19 protein-coding genes and 1 pseudogene are annotated in these 17,140 nt (G+C 61.3%); 11 read left to right on the forward strand and 9 right to left on the reverse strand.

The features are described 5' to 3' along the window. Window positions 1-2 precede the first annotated feature (2 nt). Together ACSQ8R_RS28595 and ACSQ8R_RS28600 are read right to left on the reverse strand one after the other, a co-directional pair. Window positions 3-749 carry an SDR family NAD(P)-dependent oxidoreductase gene (locus ACSQ8R_RS28595; protein WP_436256712.1) on the reverse strand — a complete coding sequence of 249 codons (747 nt, stop codon included), beginning with the start codon at window positions 747-749 and terminating at the stop codon, window positions 3-5. Window positions 750-817: 68 nt separating this feature from the next. Further along, the gene (locus ACSQ8R_RS28600) at window positions 818-1,981 is read right to left on the reverse strand and encodes an ABC transporter substrate-binding protein (RefSeq protein WP_436256713.1); all 1,164 of its coding nucleotides are present in this window, start codon (window positions 1,979-1,981) and stop codon (window positions 818-820) included. 332 nt (window positions 1,982-2,313) lie between these two features. Here ACSQ8R_RS28600 and ACSQ8R_RS28605 point away from each other — a divergent pair, with 332 nt between their 5' ends. The 4 genes from ACSQ8R_RS28605 (at window position 2,314) to ACSQ8R_RS28620 (ending at window position 6,367) form a co-directional block, all read left to right on the forward strand. After that, a complete protein-coding gene (locus ACSQ8R_RS28605; protein ID WP_436256714.1) occupies window positions 2,314-3,546 on the forward strand; it encodes a CaiB/BaiF CoA transferase family protein in 1,233 nt (410 codons plus the stop codon). 142 nt (window positions 3,547-3,688) lie between these two features. Beyond that, on the forward strand, window positions 3,689-4,501 hold the full coding sequence (locus ACSQ8R_RS28610) for an ABC transporter ATP-binding protein (RefSeq protein ID WP_436256715.1): 813 nt from the start codon (window positions 3,689-3,691) through the stop codon (window positions 4,499-4,501). Continuing rightward, on the forward strand, window positions 4,501-5,295 hold the full coding sequence (locus ACSQ8R_RS28615) for an ABC transporter permease (protein WP_436256716.1): 795 nt from the start codon (window positions 4,501-4,503) through the stop codon (window positions 5,293-5,295). The genes ACSQ8R_RS28610 and ACSQ8R_RS28615 overlap by 1 nt, the downstream gene beginning before the upstream one ends. A 43-nt stretch (window positions 5,296-5,338) precedes the next feature. After that, window positions 5,339-6,367: an ABC transporter substrate-binding protein gene (locus ACSQ8R_RS28620; RefSeq protein WP_436256717.1), complete on the forward strand. Its 1,029-nt coding sequence runs from the start codon at window positions 5,339-5,341 to the stop codon at window positions 6,365-6,367. 22 nt (window positions 6,368-6,389) lie between these two features. Here the strand turns inward: ACSQ8R_RS28620 and ACSQ8R_RS28625 are convergent, their stop codons facing one another. From ACSQ8R_RS28625 to ACSQ8R_RS28635, 3 genes are all read right to left on the reverse strand, one after another. Beyond that, window positions 6,390-6,854, reverse strand: coding sequence for a MarR family winged helix-turn-helix transcriptional regulator (locus tag ACSQ8R_RS28625; protein ID WP_436256718.1), 465 nt, complete (start codon window positions 6,852-6,854; stop codon window positions 6,390-6,392). A 204-nt stretch (window positions 6,855-7,058) separates the two neighbouring features. Next, a complete protein-coding gene (locus ACSQ8R_RS28630; protein WP_436256719.1) occupies window positions 7,059-7,247 on the reverse strand; it encodes a hypothetical protein in 189 nt (62 codons plus the stop codon). A gap of 75 nt (window positions 7,248-7,322) precedes the next feature. Next, a complete protein-coding gene (locus ACSQ8R_RS28635; RefSeq protein ID WP_436256720.1) occupies window positions 7,323-8,207 on the reverse strand; it encodes a LysR family transcriptional regulator in 885 nt (294 codons plus the stop codon). Window positions 8,208-8,324: 117 nt separating this feature from the next. Here ACSQ8R_RS28635 and ACSQ8R_RS28640 point away from each other — a divergent pair, with 117 nt between their 5' ends. The 4 genes from ACSQ8R_RS28640 to ACSQ8R_RS28655 all read left to right on the forward strand — a co-directional run bounded on the left by ACSQ8R_RS28640 (window position 8,325) and on the right by ACSQ8R_RS28655 (window position 10,707). After that, the gene (locus tag ACSQ8R_RS28640; RefSeq protein ID WP_436256721.1) at window positions 8,325-8,786 is read left to right on the forward strand and encodes a VOC family protein; all 462 of its coding nucleotides are present in this window, start codon (window positions 8,325-8,327) and stop codon (window positions 8,784-8,786) included. A 62-nt stretch (window positions 8,787-8,848) separates the two neighbouring features. Continuing rightward, window positions 8,849-9,514: an SDR family oxidoreductase gene (locus ACSQ8R_RS28645; protein ID WP_436256722.1), complete on the forward strand. Its 666-nt coding sequence runs from the start codon at window positions 8,849-8,851 to the stop codon at window positions 9,512-9,514. A 1-nt stretch (window position 9,515) separates the two neighbouring features. Next, window positions 9,516-9,800: a putative quinol monooxygenase gene (locus ACSQ8R_RS28650; protein ID WP_436256723.1), complete on the forward strand. Its 285-nt coding sequence runs from the start codon at window positions 9,516-9,518 to the stop codon at window positions 9,798-9,800. A 73-nt stretch (window positions 9,801-9,873) separates the two neighbouring features. After that, window positions 9,874-10,707, forward strand: coding sequence for an oxidoreductase (locus ACSQ8R_RS28655; RefSeq protein ID WP_436256724.1), 834 nt, complete (start codon window positions 9,874-9,876; stop codon window positions 10,705-10,707). Between the two features lie 154 nt (window positions 10,708-10,861). On the opposite strand, the gene ACSQ8R_RS28660 is transcribed toward ACSQ8R_RS28655, so the two are convergent. Genes ACSQ8R_RS28660 through ACSQ8R_RS28670 form a run of 3 tightly spaced genes read right to left on the reverse strand, consistent with a single transcriptional unit; the run spans window position 10,862 to window position 13,967 of the window. After that, window positions 10,862-12,364 (reverse strand): tripartite tricarboxylate transporter permease, encoded by a 1,503-nt coding sequence (locus ACSQ8R_RS28660; RefSeq protein WP_436256725.1) that lies wholly within the window; start codon window positions 12,362-12,364, stop codon window positions 10,862-10,864. 11 nt (window positions 12,365-12,375) lie between these two features. After that, complete coding sequence (locus ACSQ8R_RS28665; RefSeq protein ID WP_436256726.1) at window positions 12,376-12,840, reverse strand: tripartite tricarboxylate transporter TctB family protein; 465 nt, start codon at window positions 12,838-12,840, stop codon at window positions 12,376-12,378. Between the two features lie 23 nt (window positions 12,841-12,863). Continuing rightward, window positions 12,864-13,967 (reverse strand): GntR family transcriptional regulator, encoded by a 1,104-nt coding sequence (locus tag ACSQ8R_RS28670; protein WP_436256727.1) that lies wholly within the window; start codon window positions 13,965-13,967, stop codon window positions 12,864-12,866. A gap of 146 nt (window positions 13,968-14,113) precedes the next feature. On the opposite strand from ACSQ8R_RS28670, the gene ACSQ8R_RS28675 reads away from it, so the two are divergent. Both ACSQ8R_RS28675 and ACSQ8R_RS28680 read left to right on the forward strand, forming a co-directional pair. Then, entirely contained in the window at window positions 14,114-15,085 is a 972-nt protein-coding gene (locus ACSQ8R_RS28675; RefSeq protein WP_436256728.1) for a Bug family tripartite tricarboxylate transporter substrate binding protein, read from the forward strand. A gap of 67 nt (window positions 15,086-15,152) precedes the next feature. Then, on the forward strand, window positions 15,153-16,484 hold the full coding sequence (locus ACSQ8R_RS28680; RefSeq protein WP_436256729.1) for a class-II fumarase/aspartase family protein: 1,332 nt from the start codon (window positions 15,153-15,155) through the stop codon (window positions 16,482-16,484). Window positions 16,485-16,670: 186 nt separating this feature from the next. On the opposite strand, the gene ACSQ8R_RS28685 is transcribed toward ACSQ8R_RS28680, so the two are convergent. Next, window positions 16,671-16,862: a hypothetical protein gene (locus ACSQ8R_RS28685; RefSeq protein ID WP_436257343.1), complete on the reverse strand. Its 192-nt coding sequence runs from the start codon at window positions 16,860-16,862 to the stop codon at window positions 16,671-16,673. Between ACSQ8R_RS28685 and ACSQ8R_RS28690 the strand changes: the two are divergent. Next, window positions 16,849-17,100: pseudogene (locus ACSQ8R_RS28690) on the forward strand (IS6 family transposase); the annotation flags it as partial. The gene ACSQ8R_RS28685 and the pseudogene ACSQ8R_RS28690 overlap by 14 nt on opposite strands. Between the last annotated feature and the right edge of the window lie 40 nt (window positions 17,101-17,140).

Below are 17,140 nucleotides of genomic sequence, written 5' to 3' on the forward strand. Positions count from 1 at the left end.
GATCAATCCATCAACATGCCGCCGTTCACATCGAGCACCGTTCCGGTGATCCAGTTCGATGCGGGCGAGCAGAGGAAAAGGATGGCCTGCGCGATGTCCTCGGGCTGGCCGTATCGGCCCAGCGGAACGTTACCGTTGGCGGAGGGAGCGGATCGCTGCGTGACGGTGCTCCACATTGGGGTTTCCACCGGGCCCGGCGCGATCACGCTCGCGTAGACGCCTTTCGCTGCTCCCGACTTGGCAACCCATTTCATCAGGCCGTGGACGGCGGACTTCGCTGCGACATACGCCGGGCCGGATGCAACGCCGCCGATCTTCGCAGCGATGGAACCGAGGGCGACGATCTTGCCGCCGCCGTTCTCGGCCATGATCGGATAGATTTCACGGATAGGGTTGACCACGCCCATCAGGTTCACATCGAGGATCGCGCGCCATTCGTCATCGGTGGATTCGGTCAGGGAACGATGTGTGATGGTGCCTGCGCACAGCACAAGGACGTCGAGTTGTCCGTGACGGTCGAGGACGTGGGCGACGACCTCCCTGGTCTGTGTGGCCGAGGTCACGTCGTATCTCAGGTAGTGGATTGCAGCGTCCTCGAAATCCGCGCTGTCACCGAGATCCGTGGCGATCACCGTTGCGCCTGCTTCGGCGAGTGCGAGGGCTGTCGCCTTCCCAATTCCGCCGGCTGCTCCGGTGACGAGAGCGACTCGTCCGTCGAGACGGGCGGGGGCACTGATCGGTATGGTCATCAAAGGCTCCTGGATGCATGTTTCTCTCCTCCCGCCCCTGACGGGCGGGAGACGTCGGGTGGAGAAGGCTATTGAGCCGGGGCGTCAAACACGGCCGTCGGATAGGGTCGGAACTCGCGCACGAGTTCGAACTTCCCGTTCTTCGCCTGGATGATGCCCTCCTTGCGCGTGCCGCGGTGGTCCCCCGCCTTGAATGACACGCCCTGGGCCCCGCCCACCGACGCATTGTCAAGGGTTTCGAGCGCGGCGATCAGGTTTTCGCCCGTCAGCGGCTTTCCACTATCCAGCAGCGCCTCGAAGCCCTTTGCGAACAGCGCCGCATTGCTCCAGCCGTTGAGCCCGAAGACCCCGACAGGATCGTTAGGATAGTACTTCGCGACCGACTCGCGGTAGGCTTTGACGCCGGGCTCCTCGCTGCTGACCGGGAGAAGCCACGATGAAAAGTATGTTCCGTCCAGCAGGTCGCCTGCCAGCTTGACCGTCGAAGGGTCGGCAGTGAAGAACGGCGCGAACCACTTGACCTTGAGGGCCTGCAGGTCCGCGGCCTTGAGAGCGGCAGCCAGGTTGGCGTTGGAGCCGAACAGGATGACGGCTTCAGCGCCGGAGTTCGCGACGCGGCGGATGTGAGGACTGAAGCTGGTCGTCTTCACGTCGAAGGGAACGGACTCCACGGGTTCGAGTCCGATCTCCTTCATATAGATGTCGAAGCCGCGTTTCGCCGACTTCCCGAGTTCGTCGTTCTCCCAGAGCAGCGCGATCTTCTTGAGGCCGAGATCCTTGACCGCGTAGTCGACATTCGAGGCTGCCGACCAGCCATAGTCCGGTAGCAGCGGGAACACGTTCGGCTCGACGAAGAAGGCGCTTGCGCCACCGATCGGGCCGATCATCGGGACCTTCTTCTCTTTGGCATACGGTATAGCTGCGACGTTGGTCGCGGTGCCGACGGGCGCGGACAAGGCAAACGCCCCGTCCTCCTCGACTAGCTTGCGGCTCACAGCGACGCTGCGCGCCGGGTCGTAGCCGTCATCGTAGGTGATGTAGTTGACCTTCCATCCCTTGATGCCGCCGCTTTCGTTGAGATGCTTGAAATACGCATCAGCGGCATGGGTGAGCACGGAGTAGAACGGGACAGGCCCGGTCACGGGCGTGAACGCCCCAACCGTCACCACCTTCTTCTCGGTGTCTATCCCCTTCGTTTCCGCTCGGGTTGCAGTGACGCCAGCGAGCGCCATTGCGACGGCGCCAGCCGTGAGTCCGACCAGCCTTGCGATACCTGGCAACATCTCGATCCTCCCATCGAATTCGTCCAACCATCATTCGACCGGGACCGTATGCCACGTCCGAAATCCGGTCAACAGAAAATGCATTATGCACTGCAGCATTTTCTTGATGATCAAGGTAATTTCGGGGTTTTGGATCACCTAATGCGGCCACGTTAGTCAATTTAATAAAGGTATTTCATATATTTAAAGGGAGTTCCGGCATCCGACGCATGGAAGAGTAGATAAACAACTTGTGCATGATATAAAATGCATTATCATCCCACCAACCTTTGGAGGATTGGATGAACGGCGTACTTTCAGGCAAGACCGTCCTTGAACTGGGGAGCATGATTGCGGCGCCATTCGCGACGCACATCCTCCAGCAGTTGGGAGCGAGGGTTATCAAGATCGAACCGCCCGGAGGGGAAACCACCCGCAAGCTGGTGCGAGGGGGGCCGAGCGGGACATATATCGCTTACAACAGGGGCAAGGACAGCATGTGCCTCAACCTGCAATCCGAAGCCGGAGCGCGCGTTTTCCGGGATCTCGTTGCCACTGCGGACATCGTTCTGCACAACCTGTCGCCTAGTGCCGCCCGAAAGATGAAAGTCACCTTCGACGACTGCGAGGCGGTCAGGCCGGGAATCGTCTTCTGCCACATCAAGGGCTATGGGCCCGGACCGCAGTCCGAAGACATCGCCTCCAACCCGATAGCGGAAGCCGCCACGGGCGTGATGTATTCGAACCGCTCGACAGGCAAGCCTTCTCGGCTGGGTCCTTCGTATCACGACCAGTTCGCCGGGTGCTACGCCGTCATCGGCGTCCTGTCCGCTTTGCTCGACCCAGTTGCCCCGCCAGAGCGCCGCAACATCGAACTCGGCCTCTACGAGACGGGATTGCACGTGGCTGCCAGGGAGCTTGTCGGCATCCAGCTCAAGTCGCAGATCACCGGAAAGGCGGAGCAGGAGCCCTCCCCCGAATTCAGTATGCCGGGCTATGGGGCTTACGAGACTTCCGACGACCGATGGATCTATCTGGTCATGCTCACGGACGATCACTGGCGCAAGTTCTGCATCGCAGCCGGTCTCGGATTTGATCCCGACCTCGCCACTCTGCGGCAACGACGCAAGAACAGGCCAGCCGTCGAGCAAATCGTCACACGTGCCGTCAGGGACGCGTCCTACGATTCGCTCGCCGCCTCGCTTGCGGTTGCGGGCGTGGGGTTCACCGAGGTCCTGTCCGGCGACAGGGTTCTTGATGCGGAGCAGGCAAGAAACCCGCCCAAGTTCACCACCGTTCCCTTCGCGTCCTTCAGGTTTGACGCGCCGGACTTCCCGGTATCCGCTGCGGTTAATGCGACAAATTTGCAGGATCCGCCTCCCCTGCTCGGCGAGCATACCGCAGCGCTTCTTCGGCAGTCCGGCTATCCCGAGGAGGAGATCGCCGAGCTTCTCGCGCTGGGCGCGGTTCGCGAAGCGGACGATGGGAGCGATCTCTGGAACATGAAGAGCGAGCAGCCCGTCATGGCGCGCTGACCCTGCACGACCTTCCGGGACGGTCACAAAGCGTCCCGACCGCGTCCCGGTTGGCAGTCCCGGCGGATGGCGGCGCACCGCATCCATCCGCCGGGACTAACCAGGCACGCCTGGACACGCGTTCGCCCTGGGAGGAGCGAGAATGAACATGACAACCGTGAATGTAGCCAGAGCGGCTTCGGTCGCCGCGCAGTTTCAAAACGTCGACAAGGTGTACGAGTCGCGAGGACACAGCTTCGAGGTGCTCAGAGCTTTCGATCTGACGGTTCGCGACGGCGAATTCCTTGCCGTCGTCGGCCCCAGCGGCAGCGGGAAATCGACGCTTCTCAACCTCCTGTCGGGCCTCGACGGGGTTACGGGCGGGTCGGTCCTGTGCAACGGCAGAATAGTCGATGCCGTCAACACCAACGTCGGCTACATCACGCAGCAGGACAACCTGCTGCCCTGGCTGACAGTGCAGCAGAACATATCCGTGCCTCTCGAGATCCGGGGGGTCGATCCGGCGGAGCGGGCGCAGCGCGTGGCCGCCATCATCGACAAGGTCGGGCTGAAGGGGTTCGAACATCATCATCCGAGCAAGCTCTCGGGCGGAATGCGCAAGCGTGCGATGCTGGCGCGCACCCTCGTCTACGAGCCTCAGATCATCCTGATGGACGAGCCGTTCGGCCCGCTCGATGCGCAGCTCAAGCTCGTGATGCAGGCGGAGCTTCTGAAGCTGTGGAGCGCAACCGGAAAGACGGTCATCTTCGTGACCCACGATATCGTCGAGGCGATAACGCTCGCCGATCGTGTCGTCGTCCTGTCGCACAGGCCGTCGCGGATCAAGCTCGAGGAGCACATCGCGATCAAGCGTCCCCGCGAGGTTCATGACGTCCGCTTCGATCCGGCTTTCGAGGAACATTACCGGAGGCTCTGGGCCGCCATCGAAGTCCATGGAGCGGGAGGAGCTGACTAATGACCGTGCAGGATGTTACCCCGATTGCGGCGGGAGCCGCTGCCAGACGGAGGCTCGACCCCGTGTGGATCTACCGACTTCTCTTCCTGGCCGGGTTCCTCGGCGTGTGGCAGCTATCGTCTGGTCGGCTCGTGGACCCCTTCTGGATCAGCAGCCCCTATGACATCGGATCCACCCTGCTGAAATGGACAGGTTCCGGGCTGCTGCAGCGCCATCTCCTGGTGACATTCCAGGAAACCATCATAGGTTTCTCCATCGGATCCACGCTCGGAGTGCTGTCGGCGCTTGTCATCGGCTCCAACGACATGCTGCGGCGGACGATCGATCCGTTCCTGACTGCGGTCTACGGCGTGCCGAAGGTCGCTCTGGCTCCCCTCTTCATCATGTGGTTCGGTATCGGGCTTGCCCCGAAGATCGTCCTCGCGGCGGTCAGCGTCTTCTTCCTCGTGTTCTTCAGCACGATCAGCGGTATCGCGCAGGTCGACAGGAAGATGGTCGACGGGCTGAGGATCATGGGCGCGAGCCCACTCACCGTCCAGCGGAAGGTGGTCTTCCCGGCGTCGCTGCCCTGGATATTTACGGGCCTGAAGCTCGGTCTGCCCTACGGCTTTGTCGGCGCGGTCGCCGCGGAAATGATGGCTTCCAACGCTGGCATCGGCTTCCTCACCCAGGACGCCGCCGGGCAGCTCAGCTCTGCGGGAGTGTTCTCTGCCCTCTTCGCGCTCATGGTCGTGACCTCGCTCCTTAACGAGGGCCTGGGACATCTCGAGAAATGGATATTCCGCTGGAAGTAGGCGGAAGGCTGTACTGCATATCGGTTCAATCTGGGAGGATGACATGATCGATAGAAGACAACTGCTCCGGACAATCGGGGCCGCCGCGCTGGCGGCGCCGCTCATCTCGCCGCGCCGGGCGGCAGCCCAGGCGAAGGATCTCCGAAAACTCAACGTCGGGGTCGGCGGGATCACCTTCGCATACCTGCCCATGCTGGTGGCGAAAGCCGCAGGCTATTTCGAAGAAGAGGGGCTCGACCTGACACTCGTGAACGCCAATGGCGGAGCCAACGCCCTCGCCGCGGCTCTCGGCGGCAGCGTCGACATATGCGGGCTGGTGATGAGCGACATCATTCTCGCATCCGCGAAGAACCAGAAGCTTCAAGCGTTCGCGCCACTGATGTCTCAATATGCGAGTGACGCCGTGATCAGCACGACCGCGGCCAAGAAGGTGGGCATCACCCAGGACATGCCGCTCAAGGAGCGGATGGCCCGGCTCAAGGGGATGACGCTCGCGATATCGAGCCGTGGCAGCGGGATCGATAAGCTCTGGCGCTATCTGATCGGTCTCGGCGGTCTGGATCCGGACAAGGATGTGACCCTGACGGTCGTGAAGCTGGACCAGATGTATCCGGCGCTGATATCCGGCCAGATCGACGGCTTCAATACGACCGCGCCATCGAACAACCGGGCGGTCGCGGAAGGACACGCAGTCTGGGTTGCAAGGCCTTCCCAGGGGGAAGTGCCCGGACTGGAGAACTTTCTGTATACGGTCCTAGGGGCCAAGCCGGAATATCTCGCCGCCAATCCGGACATTCCCAGGAAGCTGGTGAGCGGTCTGGCCAAGGGCGCGAAGCTGATCCATTCGGACGCGGCGAAGGCCGGAGCTGTCATGCAATCGGAGTTCTTCGCGCAGACTGACGCTCGGCTCGTCATCGATACGGTGAAGGACCAGGCGACCACGGTGGCGTCCCCTCCGACCCTCACACAGGCGCAATTCAAGCAGAACGTCGACTTTATGCTCAGGTTCGGACACGAAGTCGAAAAGGTCTCCTTCGACGACGCCATCAACGCGAAATGGATGGGAAGCTAAGAAGGAACCACCGGATTGCACCTCACGGCGAATTCCGGGAGGTGCATCCTCGCTGGCATTCCGGGACATTCGGGCCGACCTCCCTATACGTCTCAGGCTTCGATGAGGGTGTGAGCTTGGCGACGGCCTCCAGATACTCGGAAATGACATCGAGCTCCGCGTCCGAGAACCTTTTCGTGAGATCCTCGTATCGTTCTCGTAGATCTGCGAGCAGAGCCAGGGGGCGGCTTGCCGCGTCGCGGTCAAGCTGGATCAGGACACTGCGCTTGTCGTCGGCATTCGGCACCCGTGTCGTCAGCCCGAGCCTTTCGAGCCGATTGAAAAGAGCGGTTCCCGAGCCCGACGTAAGCCCCAACGTGGAGATGATTTCCTTTGGGCTGAGAGGTCTCGGCGACGATGAGAGCACGGCCAGGCAACGTAGGTCTGTCGGATGCATGTTGCCTTGCCGCGCCGCCGCCTCCATCGCCTCTTCCGTCCGGGCCAGCATCCGACCCAACGCCTGGCCCAGTCTTTGCTGCCGCTTTTCCCGGTTCATCGCAATCTCGTCATGTTGGTCATTCGGCTGAACGTCAACCAGAACATCATCACATCGCATGGCTTGTTGGATGCGACAACCCCAGCGACCGGCTAGAGAGTGGGTCGGTTTGAAAGCGACCCGCATTGAACGAGCAAAGACTTGCCCTGCATGTCATCAATCGTACGAAGATGACGCGTGTTCCTGTTTTGATTTCTGGATCAGCTCAGCCTCGACGATCTTCTTGCGGTCCTTAATCGGATTGCTGTGAAACAACTCGATGCGTGTCTCGTTGATGACCCGCATCGTGTCGTTGAACAGAGTCTTGGTGAGCGTGAAGCCGAGAACAGCGTCCGCGGCGAACATATCGCGGATGCCGCACCGATGTTCGCAGATATTTTATTCGCGCTGTTAAGAACGAGCGTTCGATGCACCCCTCATTCATACACGCAGCGCATCGATGACGGCGCGCAGGCCGGCCGACAGGTATTTCCGCGTCGGGTAATAGAGATAAAGCCAGTCCTCGGGCGCACTCCAGGATGCCAGGCATTCGACCAGGCTGCCATTCTCGACATGGGGACGCGCCCGCTCCTCCCAGACATAAGCCAGCCCCACGCCCGAAAGCGCTGCCTCGACCATCAGCTCATGGTCATCGAGCGACAGAGACCCGGTCGGCTCGAATTCGATGATCTTTCCGGCGCGGCTGAACTCCCAGGCATAGGGCTTGCCGCTTGGATAGATATTGCGGACGCAGACATGGTGACGCAGATCATCCGGGCTTTTGGGAAGCGGATGATGTTCGAAATAACTTGTTGAGCCCACGACGGCAAACCGTAGTCGTGGCCTGATCTTCACGGCCGTCATGCCATCGCGCAGACTTTCGCCGAGACGGATGCCGGCATCAAACCCCTCCTCCACAATGTCGACAAGCCGGTCGGTGGCGACGATTTCCAGCTGGAGACCAGGATTTTCTGCGATGAGCGGACCAATGACCGATCGGAACACGAACGGTGCGACTGAATTGGGCGCGTTGATGCGCACCTTGCCGAACGGCGTGTCACGAAACTGGTTGAGGGCATCGAGCGCCGAGCCGATTTCCCCGAAGGCCGGCGACAGTTGCGCAAGCAACATCGCGCCGGCATCGGTCAGCGCCACGCTGCGGGTCGTCCGGTTGAGCAGGCGAATGCCCACGCGTGCCTCGAGATTGCCCACCGCATGGCTGATCGCCGAGGCCGTCACCCCGCGCTCTTCGCCAGCCCGGCGAAAGTTGCGGTGACGGGCAACCGCATCGAAGGCGGCCAGTTCCGAGAGATCCGTGCTGCGCATTGTCAAATCTCACTCATCATTGAGAGGAAGATTATCTCTCTAATTCTTATCCTCAAAAAGGTCCAGATTTCTCCTCGCAAACCGGCGCTGGTGCCGGACCACACAGGAGACAAGACAATGGCCGACTTCATTCCTCCCGCCCACAACACTGCATCGCCCTTCGCTGACATGCGCGGTCATCACGTTGCCGTCCGCACGCCGGACCTCGAAACCGCCAAGCGCTGGTATGTCGAAAATCTCGACTTTCGTGTCGTTGCCGAATGGGACTATGCCGACGAGCAGCTCGCCTATCTGGCACCCGCCACCGACGACCATTTCTATGTGGAAATCCTTGGTGGTGGCGACCCGTCGCCCGCAGACGTCCGCCCCTACACCGATCTTGGGGACAGCCTCAAATATGCGGGATACCACCATTTCTGCCTGAATGTCGCAAGTGTTGACGCCACCGTCGAGGATCTGCGGGCACGCGGCGTCACGATCGTCACCGAGCCGTTCGAGCTTTTGGCGATCAGCCGCCGCCTCGCCTTCTTCTGCGATCCCTTCGGCAATCTGATCGAACTGGCCGAAGTCCTGCCGTGACCTTTCCCCACCCGGTTGGCCATCCGGACATCGCGGTGGCCAACACATCAGGAGCACATCCCATGACGAACTCCATCATGGTTATCGGCGCTGGCCCCGGTATCGGGCAGGCGGTCGCGGAGAAATTCGGACGGGAAGGCTGGCATGTCGTACTGACCGCACGCAATGCCGATCGTCTGGCCGATATGTCCGCGGCCCTTTCCGGGCAAGGTGTTAATGGCTCCACCCTGCAGGCCGATGCGACCGACCCGGTCGCACTGCGCAAGGCGATCGCCGAGGCGAACAGGATCACCGGCGGGCTGACGGCGGTCCTTTTCAATGCCGCAGTCGTGCGTGAACAGGATCTGTTCAGCATGCGCGACGATGAGGTCACGAACGATCTCGCCGTCAATGTCGCTGCCGGCCTTCACACGATCCGGGCGTCCGTCGAGCTGTTCGGTGAACGCGGCGGCACGATCCTGGTCACAGGTGGCGGCCTCGCCGTGTCCCCCCATGCCGGCTATGCCAGTCTCGGCCTTGGCAAGGCTGCGCTGCGAAACGTCGTCGAGGGCCTGGCCGGCCCATTGGCCGAACGCGGCATCCGCATCGCGGTGGCGACAATCGCCACGATCGTCGGCCCCGGATCGACAGAAGCGAGAGAGGCCGCGGACACGATCTGGACGCTGGCAACGGACCCGATCGCAGGCTGGGAAACCGTCTACCCCGCAAACGCCTACAAGGAAGACTGACATGACCGATACGCTGACCTTGATTGCCAGGCTGACGGCCAAACCGGACCTTGCCGAGATGCTTGGCGAAGCGTTGCAGTCTATCGTCTCACCGACCCGCGCCGAGGCAGGATCGATCGACTATCACCTGCACCGCGACAGCAACGATCCGACAGTCTGGATCCTCCTCTGTGAGAACTGGCGATCACGCGCCCAATCCGATGCGCATTTCCAGCAACCCTGCGCCAAAGCAGTCATGGCGCGCTTCCCGGACCTGCCGGCCCGGGACATGGAACTGACATTCTGAGCCATGAAATCACCGCGTCCCTGAGATCCGGCACAGCACCTTTCCCATCAATCCAACATCAAGGAACATCCTCATGAAAATCTGGTTCATCACCGGCGCCTCGCGCGGCTTCGGAGCCCTCGTAACCACACGCGCTCTTGCACAGGGCGACGCCGTCGTCGCCACCGCCCGTAATCCAAAGGCGATCATCGAGCGGTTCGGTGAACACCCCAACCTGCTTCCGGTCGCCCTCGATGTGACCGACGACAAACAGGCGACCGCAGCGGTGAAAGCCGCGATCGATCGCTTCGGCCAGATCGATATCCTGCTTAACAACGCCGGTTTCGGACTGATGGGCGCTGTCGAGGAGGCGACGGTATCCGAAATCGAGGCTGTCTACCGCACCAACGTCTTTGGTCTCCTCAACGTGACCCGCGCCGTCCTGCCCTTCATGCGGCAGGCGCGCTCCGGCCACATCCTGAATATCTCATCGATCGGCGGCTATCGCGGCGCGGCCGGCTTCGGCGTCTACTCCTCGACGAAATTCGCGGTCGAAGGGCTGAGCGAAGCTCTGCATGACGAACTGGCACCGCTTGGCATCCATGTCACGGTCGTAGAGCCTGGTTATTTCCGCACCGATTTCCTCGATAGCTCCTCCTTGTCGGTCAGCGGCAACATTATCGGCGATTATGCAGAAACCGTCGGCAAGGTTCGTACGATTGCAGCCGATCTCAGCCATAACCAACCAGGCAATCCTCAAAAGCTGGCAGAGGTCCTGATCGCCTTCACTGACGCCCCCAATCCGCCGGTGCGCCTGCCGCTAGGTAGCGACACGGTCGCCGCGATCGAGAAAAAGCACGCGCAAGACGCTGCGATCCTCTCTGAATGGCGCACCGTCTCAGTGTCCACTGACTTCGCCGCTGACTAATGACGGCGCTCGTCCGGTTGAGCTTCGTCCGACGGGAGGCCACTTTCGCGGCCTCTCGTCGCCTAGAAGGAATCTGAACCAGCGAGAGGGTTCTCGAATGCGTCGGAGCGTCCCTATTGAAGACCGTAGTCCCTCGTTCTGGTCTGTAGATTTGCTACTCCTCCTGAAATGCATCTTCGCGGGTCCGGCGGATCGAGGGCAGAAGCACCGCGGCGAGCAAGGTGGCGGCTAGGATCAGCAGGCCGGCACTGACGGGCCGCGTCAATAAAACTGTCGGATCACCCTTCGAGAACAGCAGCGCTCTGCGGAGGAACTCCTCCATCATCGGGCCGAGGATGAAGGCCAGCAACATCGGTGCCGGCTCCGCATCAAGTTTGCGGAAAACGTAACCGACGACGCCGAACAGCGCCATCGCGTAGACGTCGAACGTGTTGTTGTTGACGCTGAACACGCCGATCGCGCAGAAGACGATGATGATCGGAAAGAGCAGGTTGTAGGGGATTGCGATCATCCGGACCCACAGGCCGATCAGCGGCAGGTTCAGCACCAGCAGCATGAGGTTGCCGATCCACATGGAGGCGATCAGGCCCCAGAACAGGGCCGGCTGCTCTGTCATCACCGAAGGGCCGGGCTGGATGCCCTGCATGATCATCGCCCCGATCATCAACGCCATGACCGAGTTGGACGGCAGGCCCAGCGTCAGCATCGGGATAAACGACGTCTGGGCGCCGGCATTGTTGGCGGCCTCCGGGCCGGCAACGCCTTCGATGGCGCCCTTGCCGAACTGCTCCGGCGTCTTCGATATCTTCTTTTCGAGCGAATAAGAACCGAATGAGGCAAGCGCCGCACCGCCGCCCGGCAGGATGCCGAGCAACGACCCGAGCGCAGTGCCGCGCAGGATCGGCGCAAGAATACGCTTCCAGTCCTCTTTCGTCGGCATCAGACCGGTTACCCGCTTGGTCATCACCGTGCGGTCAGCCTCGTCCTCCAGGTTGGCGACGATCTCACCTATACCGAAGACGCCCATGGCGATGACGACGAAGTTGAGGCCGTCCGCCAAGAGCGGCATGTCGAACGTATAGCGCGGCACGGCGGAGTTGACGTCCGTGCCGACCATGCCGAACAGCAGGCCGACAAGGATCATGCCGAGCGCGTGCAGAAGCGGGCCGGACGCCATGACGATCGAGGCGATCAGGCCGAGCACCATCAGCGAGAAATATTCGGCCGGGCCGAACTGCAGCGCGACGGCGGCGAGCGCCGGGGCGAAGACGGCGATCAGCACCGTCGAGATCGTGCCGGCGATAAAGGAGCCGATCGCCGCGGTCGAAAGCGCCCTACCGGCATGACCCTGCCGTGCCATCTGGTAACCGTCGAGAGCTGTGACGACCGACGAGGGTTCACCCGGTAGATTGACGAGGATGGCAGTGGTCGAACCGCCGTATTGCGCGCCATAATAAATGCCAGCGAGCATGATCAGGGCCGATTCCGGCGGTAGGCCGAAGGTGATCGGCAGCAGCATGGCGATCGTCGCCACCGGGCCGAGCCCCGGGAGTACGCCGATGGCGGTTCCGAGGAAGACACCGATCAGGCAATAGAGCATGTTGGAAAATGTCGCGGCGACGGACAGGCCGAGCCAGAGATTTGCAAAGATATCCATGGGACGGGCCTTTAGTTCCTGAACCACTCGCCGAGGATCGGCATGGGAAGGCCGAGGCCTTCGGCGAACACCACGGTGCAGAAGACGATCAGTGCGACGAGACCGGCAATCGCCCTGATTTCAAGGCGAAAGCGCTCGCTTGCGGTAGCCGAGATCAGGATCAGCGCCAGAAGCGCCAAGACGACACCGGTGCGCTCCAGCAGATAACCGAAGGCGCAGACCGAAAGGGTGACGAGGAAAATGCCTTTCCAATTGATCGCGCCGATCGGCGTACCCTCACGGAAAACCCCACGAGCGACGGTGATCACCCCGAACAGCATCAGCAGCGAAGAAATGATCGTCGGGAAATATCCCGGCCCCATGCGCCCCGCGGTACCGAAACTGTAGTTGCGCGAGATGATAAAGCCGGCCAATCCGAGGGCGAGATAGATCACCCCGATGCCGAAATCCCGTTGTCCGCGTATCCGCGTCATCATTTCCTCCCTGATAGAAAAGGCTATCAAATTGGCTCCTGATCCCGGAGCGAGGGGCCGTGGCGTTCCGTCATCGGCAACAGCCTCAGGCCATAAGGTGCATTCGGTTCACGCCAGCGTTCGATCAGGCGGTCGTAGACGCCCCTGACCTGATCGGCGGCGCGATAGCCGATCATGTGAAAGAAAGTGCCGGATTCCGGCTCAAGATCCGTGCGTCCGAGCAGGACGACGGTGAGGTCGGACGGGATATCCAGTCCGCCGGCCGCGAGCAGCGAACGGAACTTCGCGCCATCCTCAATACCCCAGACGATGACGGCAGGCCGGCGCGCTCCAGATGCGGCCGCATGTGCCGTGCGGATCGCCGCGACGGCGACTTCCTCGTAGTCCTTCGGGGGCAGCTTGACGATGCGGGTCTCCGGCTGAAGCACCTGGGCGAACGCAGGCTGTTCCCGCAGGAGGCGCCAGCGATGCAGGCCCATTTCGTTGGCCAGGAAGAAGCTCGACGTGGTGACGAACTGGATCCAGTCGTGGCCGGCGGCAATCAGCCTGTTGACGGCCGTCTCGACCGACTGGCCCCACTCGAAACCGACCGCATCGACATCGGTCCCCACCAGCCAGGCGCCATCGACGACGATCGTGTCGGCCTTGCGCTTCAGAGCGGCGATCATGTCGATCGGCATCGTGTCAAAAGAGTTCTGGACGATGCAGGCATCGAAGCGCGGCAGCGTCTGCAAGACCTGCTTGGCATGTTCGGAATCGGAGTAGCCAACTTCCAGCGTGACGTGACCGGCTTCGTTGAGGAGTCTCTGCAACTCCTCGAGAACGATCCTGCCGCGCAGATTGTTGGACGAACGCCTCAGCAGCATCACGCTGCGCTGCGAGCCTTCTTCCGCCCGACTTCTGCCTGCCGTCGTCGGCTCCGTCGCGGATCCGCCCGTGAAAAATGTCCCGCGGCCCACATGGGCAGCAACAAGCCCCTCGTCCTTGAGCCTCTTCAAGGCCCGCTCGACATTCTGCTGGCTCAGCGAAAAATCACGCATCAACTGCCGGACGGTCGGCAGCTTTTCACCGGCCGCCGCGGTGTGGGCGACTGAACGCAGATAGGATTGAAGGCGTACAATGTCGGTCATTGCGATCTCCATAATACATTACAATACATTCACTCAAGTGCAATTATATGAAAATCAGGCTTGCATAGCCGATAATTGCACGATATTTGCCTATATCAGGCTTGAACAACAAATACAATATGTATTGTATTGGAACGGAGGAACCCATGTTCAGACGAAATCTTCTTCGCGCGGCCGCTGCCGCGCTCGCCATTGCGGCAGCGCCTGTTGCAGCTCTTGCCCAGGACAGCGGCCCGATCACGCTTCTGGTCGGATATTCCGCGGGCGGCAGCGCAGACTATGCGGCGCGCGTCATCGCCCCGGAACTGACCAAGCGCCTCGGCCGATCGGTGGTCGTGGAAAACGCCACGGGCGGTAGCGGCATGATCGCGCTGCAGAAGCTGATCAACGGCAAGGCGGACGGCTCGACACTCTATTACGGTGGCCATGACACCGTTGCCGTGCCGATGCTCAACAAGTCGGTCAAGATGGACTGGAAGAAGGACACGCTGCCGGTTGGCCGCACCGCGATCACCTCGATGGCGATCGCCGTTCCCGCCGCCTCGCCCTACGAGACGCTCGGCGAACTCGTTGCCGCCGCCAAGGCCAAACCGGAAAGCATTTCCTACGGCACGCCGGGTATCGGCACGGCCCAGCACATGGTCGGCGAGATGATCAGCGAGCGCTCCGGCGCGAAATTCGTTCACGCGCCCTATCGTGGCGGTGCGCAGGTCTCCAACGACATCCTCGCAGGTATCCTGGATTCGGCCGTCTTCACCACCTCGACTGCCCTGCCCTTCTTCAAGGAAGGCAAAGTTCGCATTCTCGCCGTGACCAGCGAAGAACGCGCCGCCACCCTGCCGGACGTTCCTGCGATGACGGAAATTCCGGAATTCAAGGGCCTGGCGCTGCCGCTCTGGCAGGGTCTGTTCGTCAAGGCCGGCACCGATCCGGCGATCGCCAAAAAATTCAGCGATGCGATCGCGGCGTCGATGGAACAGGAGGACGTCAAGAAGCGTCTCGCCGACGGCGGCTTCATCGCATCGCCCATGGCGATGGGTGAGTTCGCCGGCTTCATCGACCAGCAGGCCGTGATTTACCAGAAGATCGTCGCGGACTCCAAAATCACCATCGAATGATCACTGGGCGCGCTGCGCAAAATCGGAGCGCGCCCCTCTTATCCCTTTTCAAGACAATGGATTTGCCATGACTGTCGGAATGTTCGACTCCTTCATCACCCGCCACTGGTTCAGCACTCAGGCGAAGGAAATCTGGAGCGACCATCAGACATTGCAGGCATGGCTGGATGTCGAGGCAGCTCTGGCACAGGCACAGGGCCGTCTCGGCGTCATTCCGGCCGACGTCGCGCCGGTCATCACCGAAGCCTGCCGTTTCGAACGCTTCGACACGGAACGGCTCAGCCGCGAGATCGCTTACGCCCAGCATCCCTTCGTGCCGGTGCTGCGCCAGCTTGAAGAATTCAGCGGCGAGCCGGCCGCGGGCTACATCCACTGGGGCGCCACCACCCAGAACATTTTCGACACCGGCGTCGCCCTGCAGATGCAGCGCACCCACACCCTGATCGACGCAAGTCTGCAGGCAGCTACGGACACGCTGGCAAAGCTTGCGGTCACTCATCGCGACACGCTGCAGGCCGGCCGCACCCATGGCCAGCATGCACTCCCCATGACGTTCGGTTTCAAGGTGGCCGGCTGGCTGGAAGAAATCCGCCGCGACCGCAAGCGCCTCCAGGATCGCATCGGACCATCCTTCGTCGCCTGCCTCGGCGGTGCGATCGGTACCTTTGCGGCCATGGGCGACAAAGGCCCGGCGGTCGAGGCGGAAATGGCTGCGGTCCTCGGCCTCGAGCCTGCAATACTGCCGATGCGCTCGTCCTTCGACCGCGCCAACGACTATTTTTGCGCGCTCGGACTGCTGGCCGGCACGGCAGACAAGATCGCCCATGACATCGTCTTCATGCAGCGAACCGAGATTGCAGAGGTGGAAGAAGCCTTCCACTTAGGCAAGGTCGGCAGTTCGACCATGGCCCAGAAACGCAATCCTTCGTCAGCACTTCTGCTGACCAGCCTCTGCCGACTCCTGTCCGCGCGGCTCCCCCTGCTGATGGGTTCGATGCTGCGTCTGGACGAAGGCGATTCCTCGGCGTCCAATGTCAGCGATGTCGCCGTACCGGAAATCGCCATCCTCGGAGCCTCGGTGGCAGAAACGCTCGCGCGCCTGGTCGATGGCCTTGTTGTTCACGCCGACGCGATGGAGAGCAATGTCGAGATCACCAACGGGCTAATCGTTTCGGAAGCCGCGATGATGCAGCTTTCCGATCGCATCGGTCGCCACAAGGCCCATCACCTGCTCTACGAAGCGGCCCAGCGTTCCGTCATGGAAGGCGTCGCGTTTACACAGGCAATTGCCGAGCATCCGGGAATGGCCGGCCAAGATATGGTGACACTTGACACCGCCGGATATACGGGCAGCTCAGGCAAATTGGTGGACAAGATCATCAGACATGAGGCACACTAATGCCTGCCGACGCCTGGGCACCAGATCATCCAGCGTTCCCCATTTGTAGGATTGTGAAACAACCGCTGGAGCCGCGCCAGTTTTTTCTTGCGAAAGCTGGCACATGGAAATCCGGGGCTCTTAGTGCATTGGAAGGCGTTCGGAACGAACCCGTTTACCTGATGGGAGCGGTGTGAATCGAGAGGTTCACCCACCGTGCTGCGAGAGGCCGGCTGGTGAAAATCCAGGGCTCTGCTGCATCGCTGGCTGGCGATGCTTACACCACTCATCGCGCTCCTGGCTGATATCTGCGCGTTCGCGTTCCGCCGCCATCAGCGTTTTTTTGAAGCTGAACCCGGAACGGCAAAGCAGTTCTGCAGGTTGGATCATGCCCAGCATCGAGCACCGTTCCCACAAAGGCCTGAACAATCAGGCGGAGAATTCTCGCCAACCAGTCCGGCGGCGAGAGCGGATCATGAAGCGCTTCAAGCTCACAGCCACATCTAAAACGCTTTGTCTCTATCCATGACCCGATTGCCACCTGTTCCATATCCCGCGCCACGACATCACCTCCAGCCATCATCGCGAACTGCGTTCAGCGGTGATGAACCTGTGGGCGAAGATCGCCCGAGCATGACCAGCGAAATAGGCCCGCGCCATCGTGTGGCCCCGTTGCC

Source organism: Neorhizobium sp. LjRoot104, from assembly GCF_964253725.1.
Lineage (GTDB): Bacteria > Pseudomonadota > Alphaproteobacteria > Rhizobiales > Rhizobiaceae > Neorhizobium.

Excerpts from the sequence above, each read along its gene's own strand:
- ACSQ8R_RS28595 (WP_436256712.1), bottom strand. The coding sequence starts at position 749 with ATGACCATACCGATCAGTGCCCCCGCCCGTCTCGACGGACGAGTCGCT.
- ACSQ8R_RS28600 (WP_436256713.1), bottom strand. The coding sequence starts at position 1,981 with ATGGCGCTCGCTGGCGTCACTGCAACCCGAGCGGAAACGAAGGGGATA.
- ACSQ8R_RS28605 (WP_436256714.1), top strand. The coding sequence starts at position 2,314 with ATGAACGGCGTACTTTCAGGCAAGACCGTCCTTGAACTGGGGAGCATG.
- ACSQ8R_RS28610 (WP_436256715.1), top strand. The coding sequence starts at position 3,689 with ATGAACATGACAACCGTGAATGTAGCCAGAGCGGCTTCGGTCGCCGCG.
- ACSQ8R_RS28615 (WP_436256716.1), top strand. The coding sequence starts at position 4,501 with ATGACCGTGCAGGATGTTACCCCGATTGCGGCGGGAGCCGCTGCCAGA.
- ACSQ8R_RS28620 (WP_436256717.1), top strand. The coding sequence starts at position 5,339 with ATGATCGATAGAAGACAACTGCTCCGGACAATCGGGGCCGCCGCGCTG.
- ACSQ8R_RS28625 (WP_436256718.1), bottom strand. The coding sequence starts at position 6,854 with ATGCTGGCCCGGACGGAAGAGGCGATGGAGGCGGCGGCGCGGCAAGGC.
- ACSQ8R_RS28630 (WP_436256719.1), bottom strand. The coding sequence starts at position 7,247 with ATGTTCGCCGCGGACGCTGTTCTCGGCTTCACGCTCACCAAGACTCTG.
- ACSQ8R_RS28635 (WP_436256720.1), bottom strand. The coding sequence starts at position 8,207 with ATGCGCAGCACGGATCTCTCGGAACTGGCCGCCTTCGATGCGGTTGCC.
- ACSQ8R_RS28640 (WP_436256721.1), top strand. The coding sequence starts at position 8,325 with ATGGCCGACTTCATTCCTCCCGCCCACAACACTGCATCGCCCTTCGCT.
- ACSQ8R_RS28645 (WP_436256722.1), top strand. The coding sequence starts at position 8,849 with ATGACGAACTCCATCATGGTTATCGGCGCTGGCCCCGGTATCGGGCAG.
- ACSQ8R_RS28650 (WP_436256723.1), top strand. The coding sequence starts at position 9,516 with ATGACCGATACGCTGACCTTGATTGCCAGGCTGACGGCCAAACCGGAC.
- ACSQ8R_RS28655 (WP_436256724.1), top strand. The coding sequence starts at position 9,874 with ATGAAAATCTGGTTCATCACCGGCGCCTCGCGCGGCTTCGGAGCCCTC.
- ACSQ8R_RS28660 (WP_436256725.1), bottom strand. The coding sequence starts at position 12,364 with ATGGATATCTTTGCAAATCTCTGGCTCGGCCTGTCCGTCGCCGCGACA.
- ACSQ8R_RS28665 (WP_436256726.1), bottom strand. The coding sequence starts at position 12,840 with ATGATGACGCGGATACGCGGACAACGGGATTTCGGCATCGGGGTGATC.
- ACSQ8R_RS28670 (WP_436256727.1), bottom strand. The coding sequence starts at position 13,967 with ATGACCGACATTGTACGCCTTCAATCCTATCTGCGTTCAGTCGCCCAC.
- ACSQ8R_RS28675 (WP_436256728.1), top strand. The coding sequence starts at position 14,114 with ATGTTCAGACGAAATCTTCTTCGCGCGGCCGCTGCCGCGCTCGCCATT.
- ACSQ8R_RS28680 (WP_436256729.1), top strand. The coding sequence starts at position 15,153 with ATGACTGTCGGAATGTTCGACTCCTTCATCACCCGCCACTGGTTCAGC.
- ACSQ8R_RS28685 (WP_436257343.1), bottom strand. The coding sequence starts at position 16,862 with ATGCTGGGCATGATCCAACCTGCAGAACTGCTTTGCCGTTCCGGGTTC.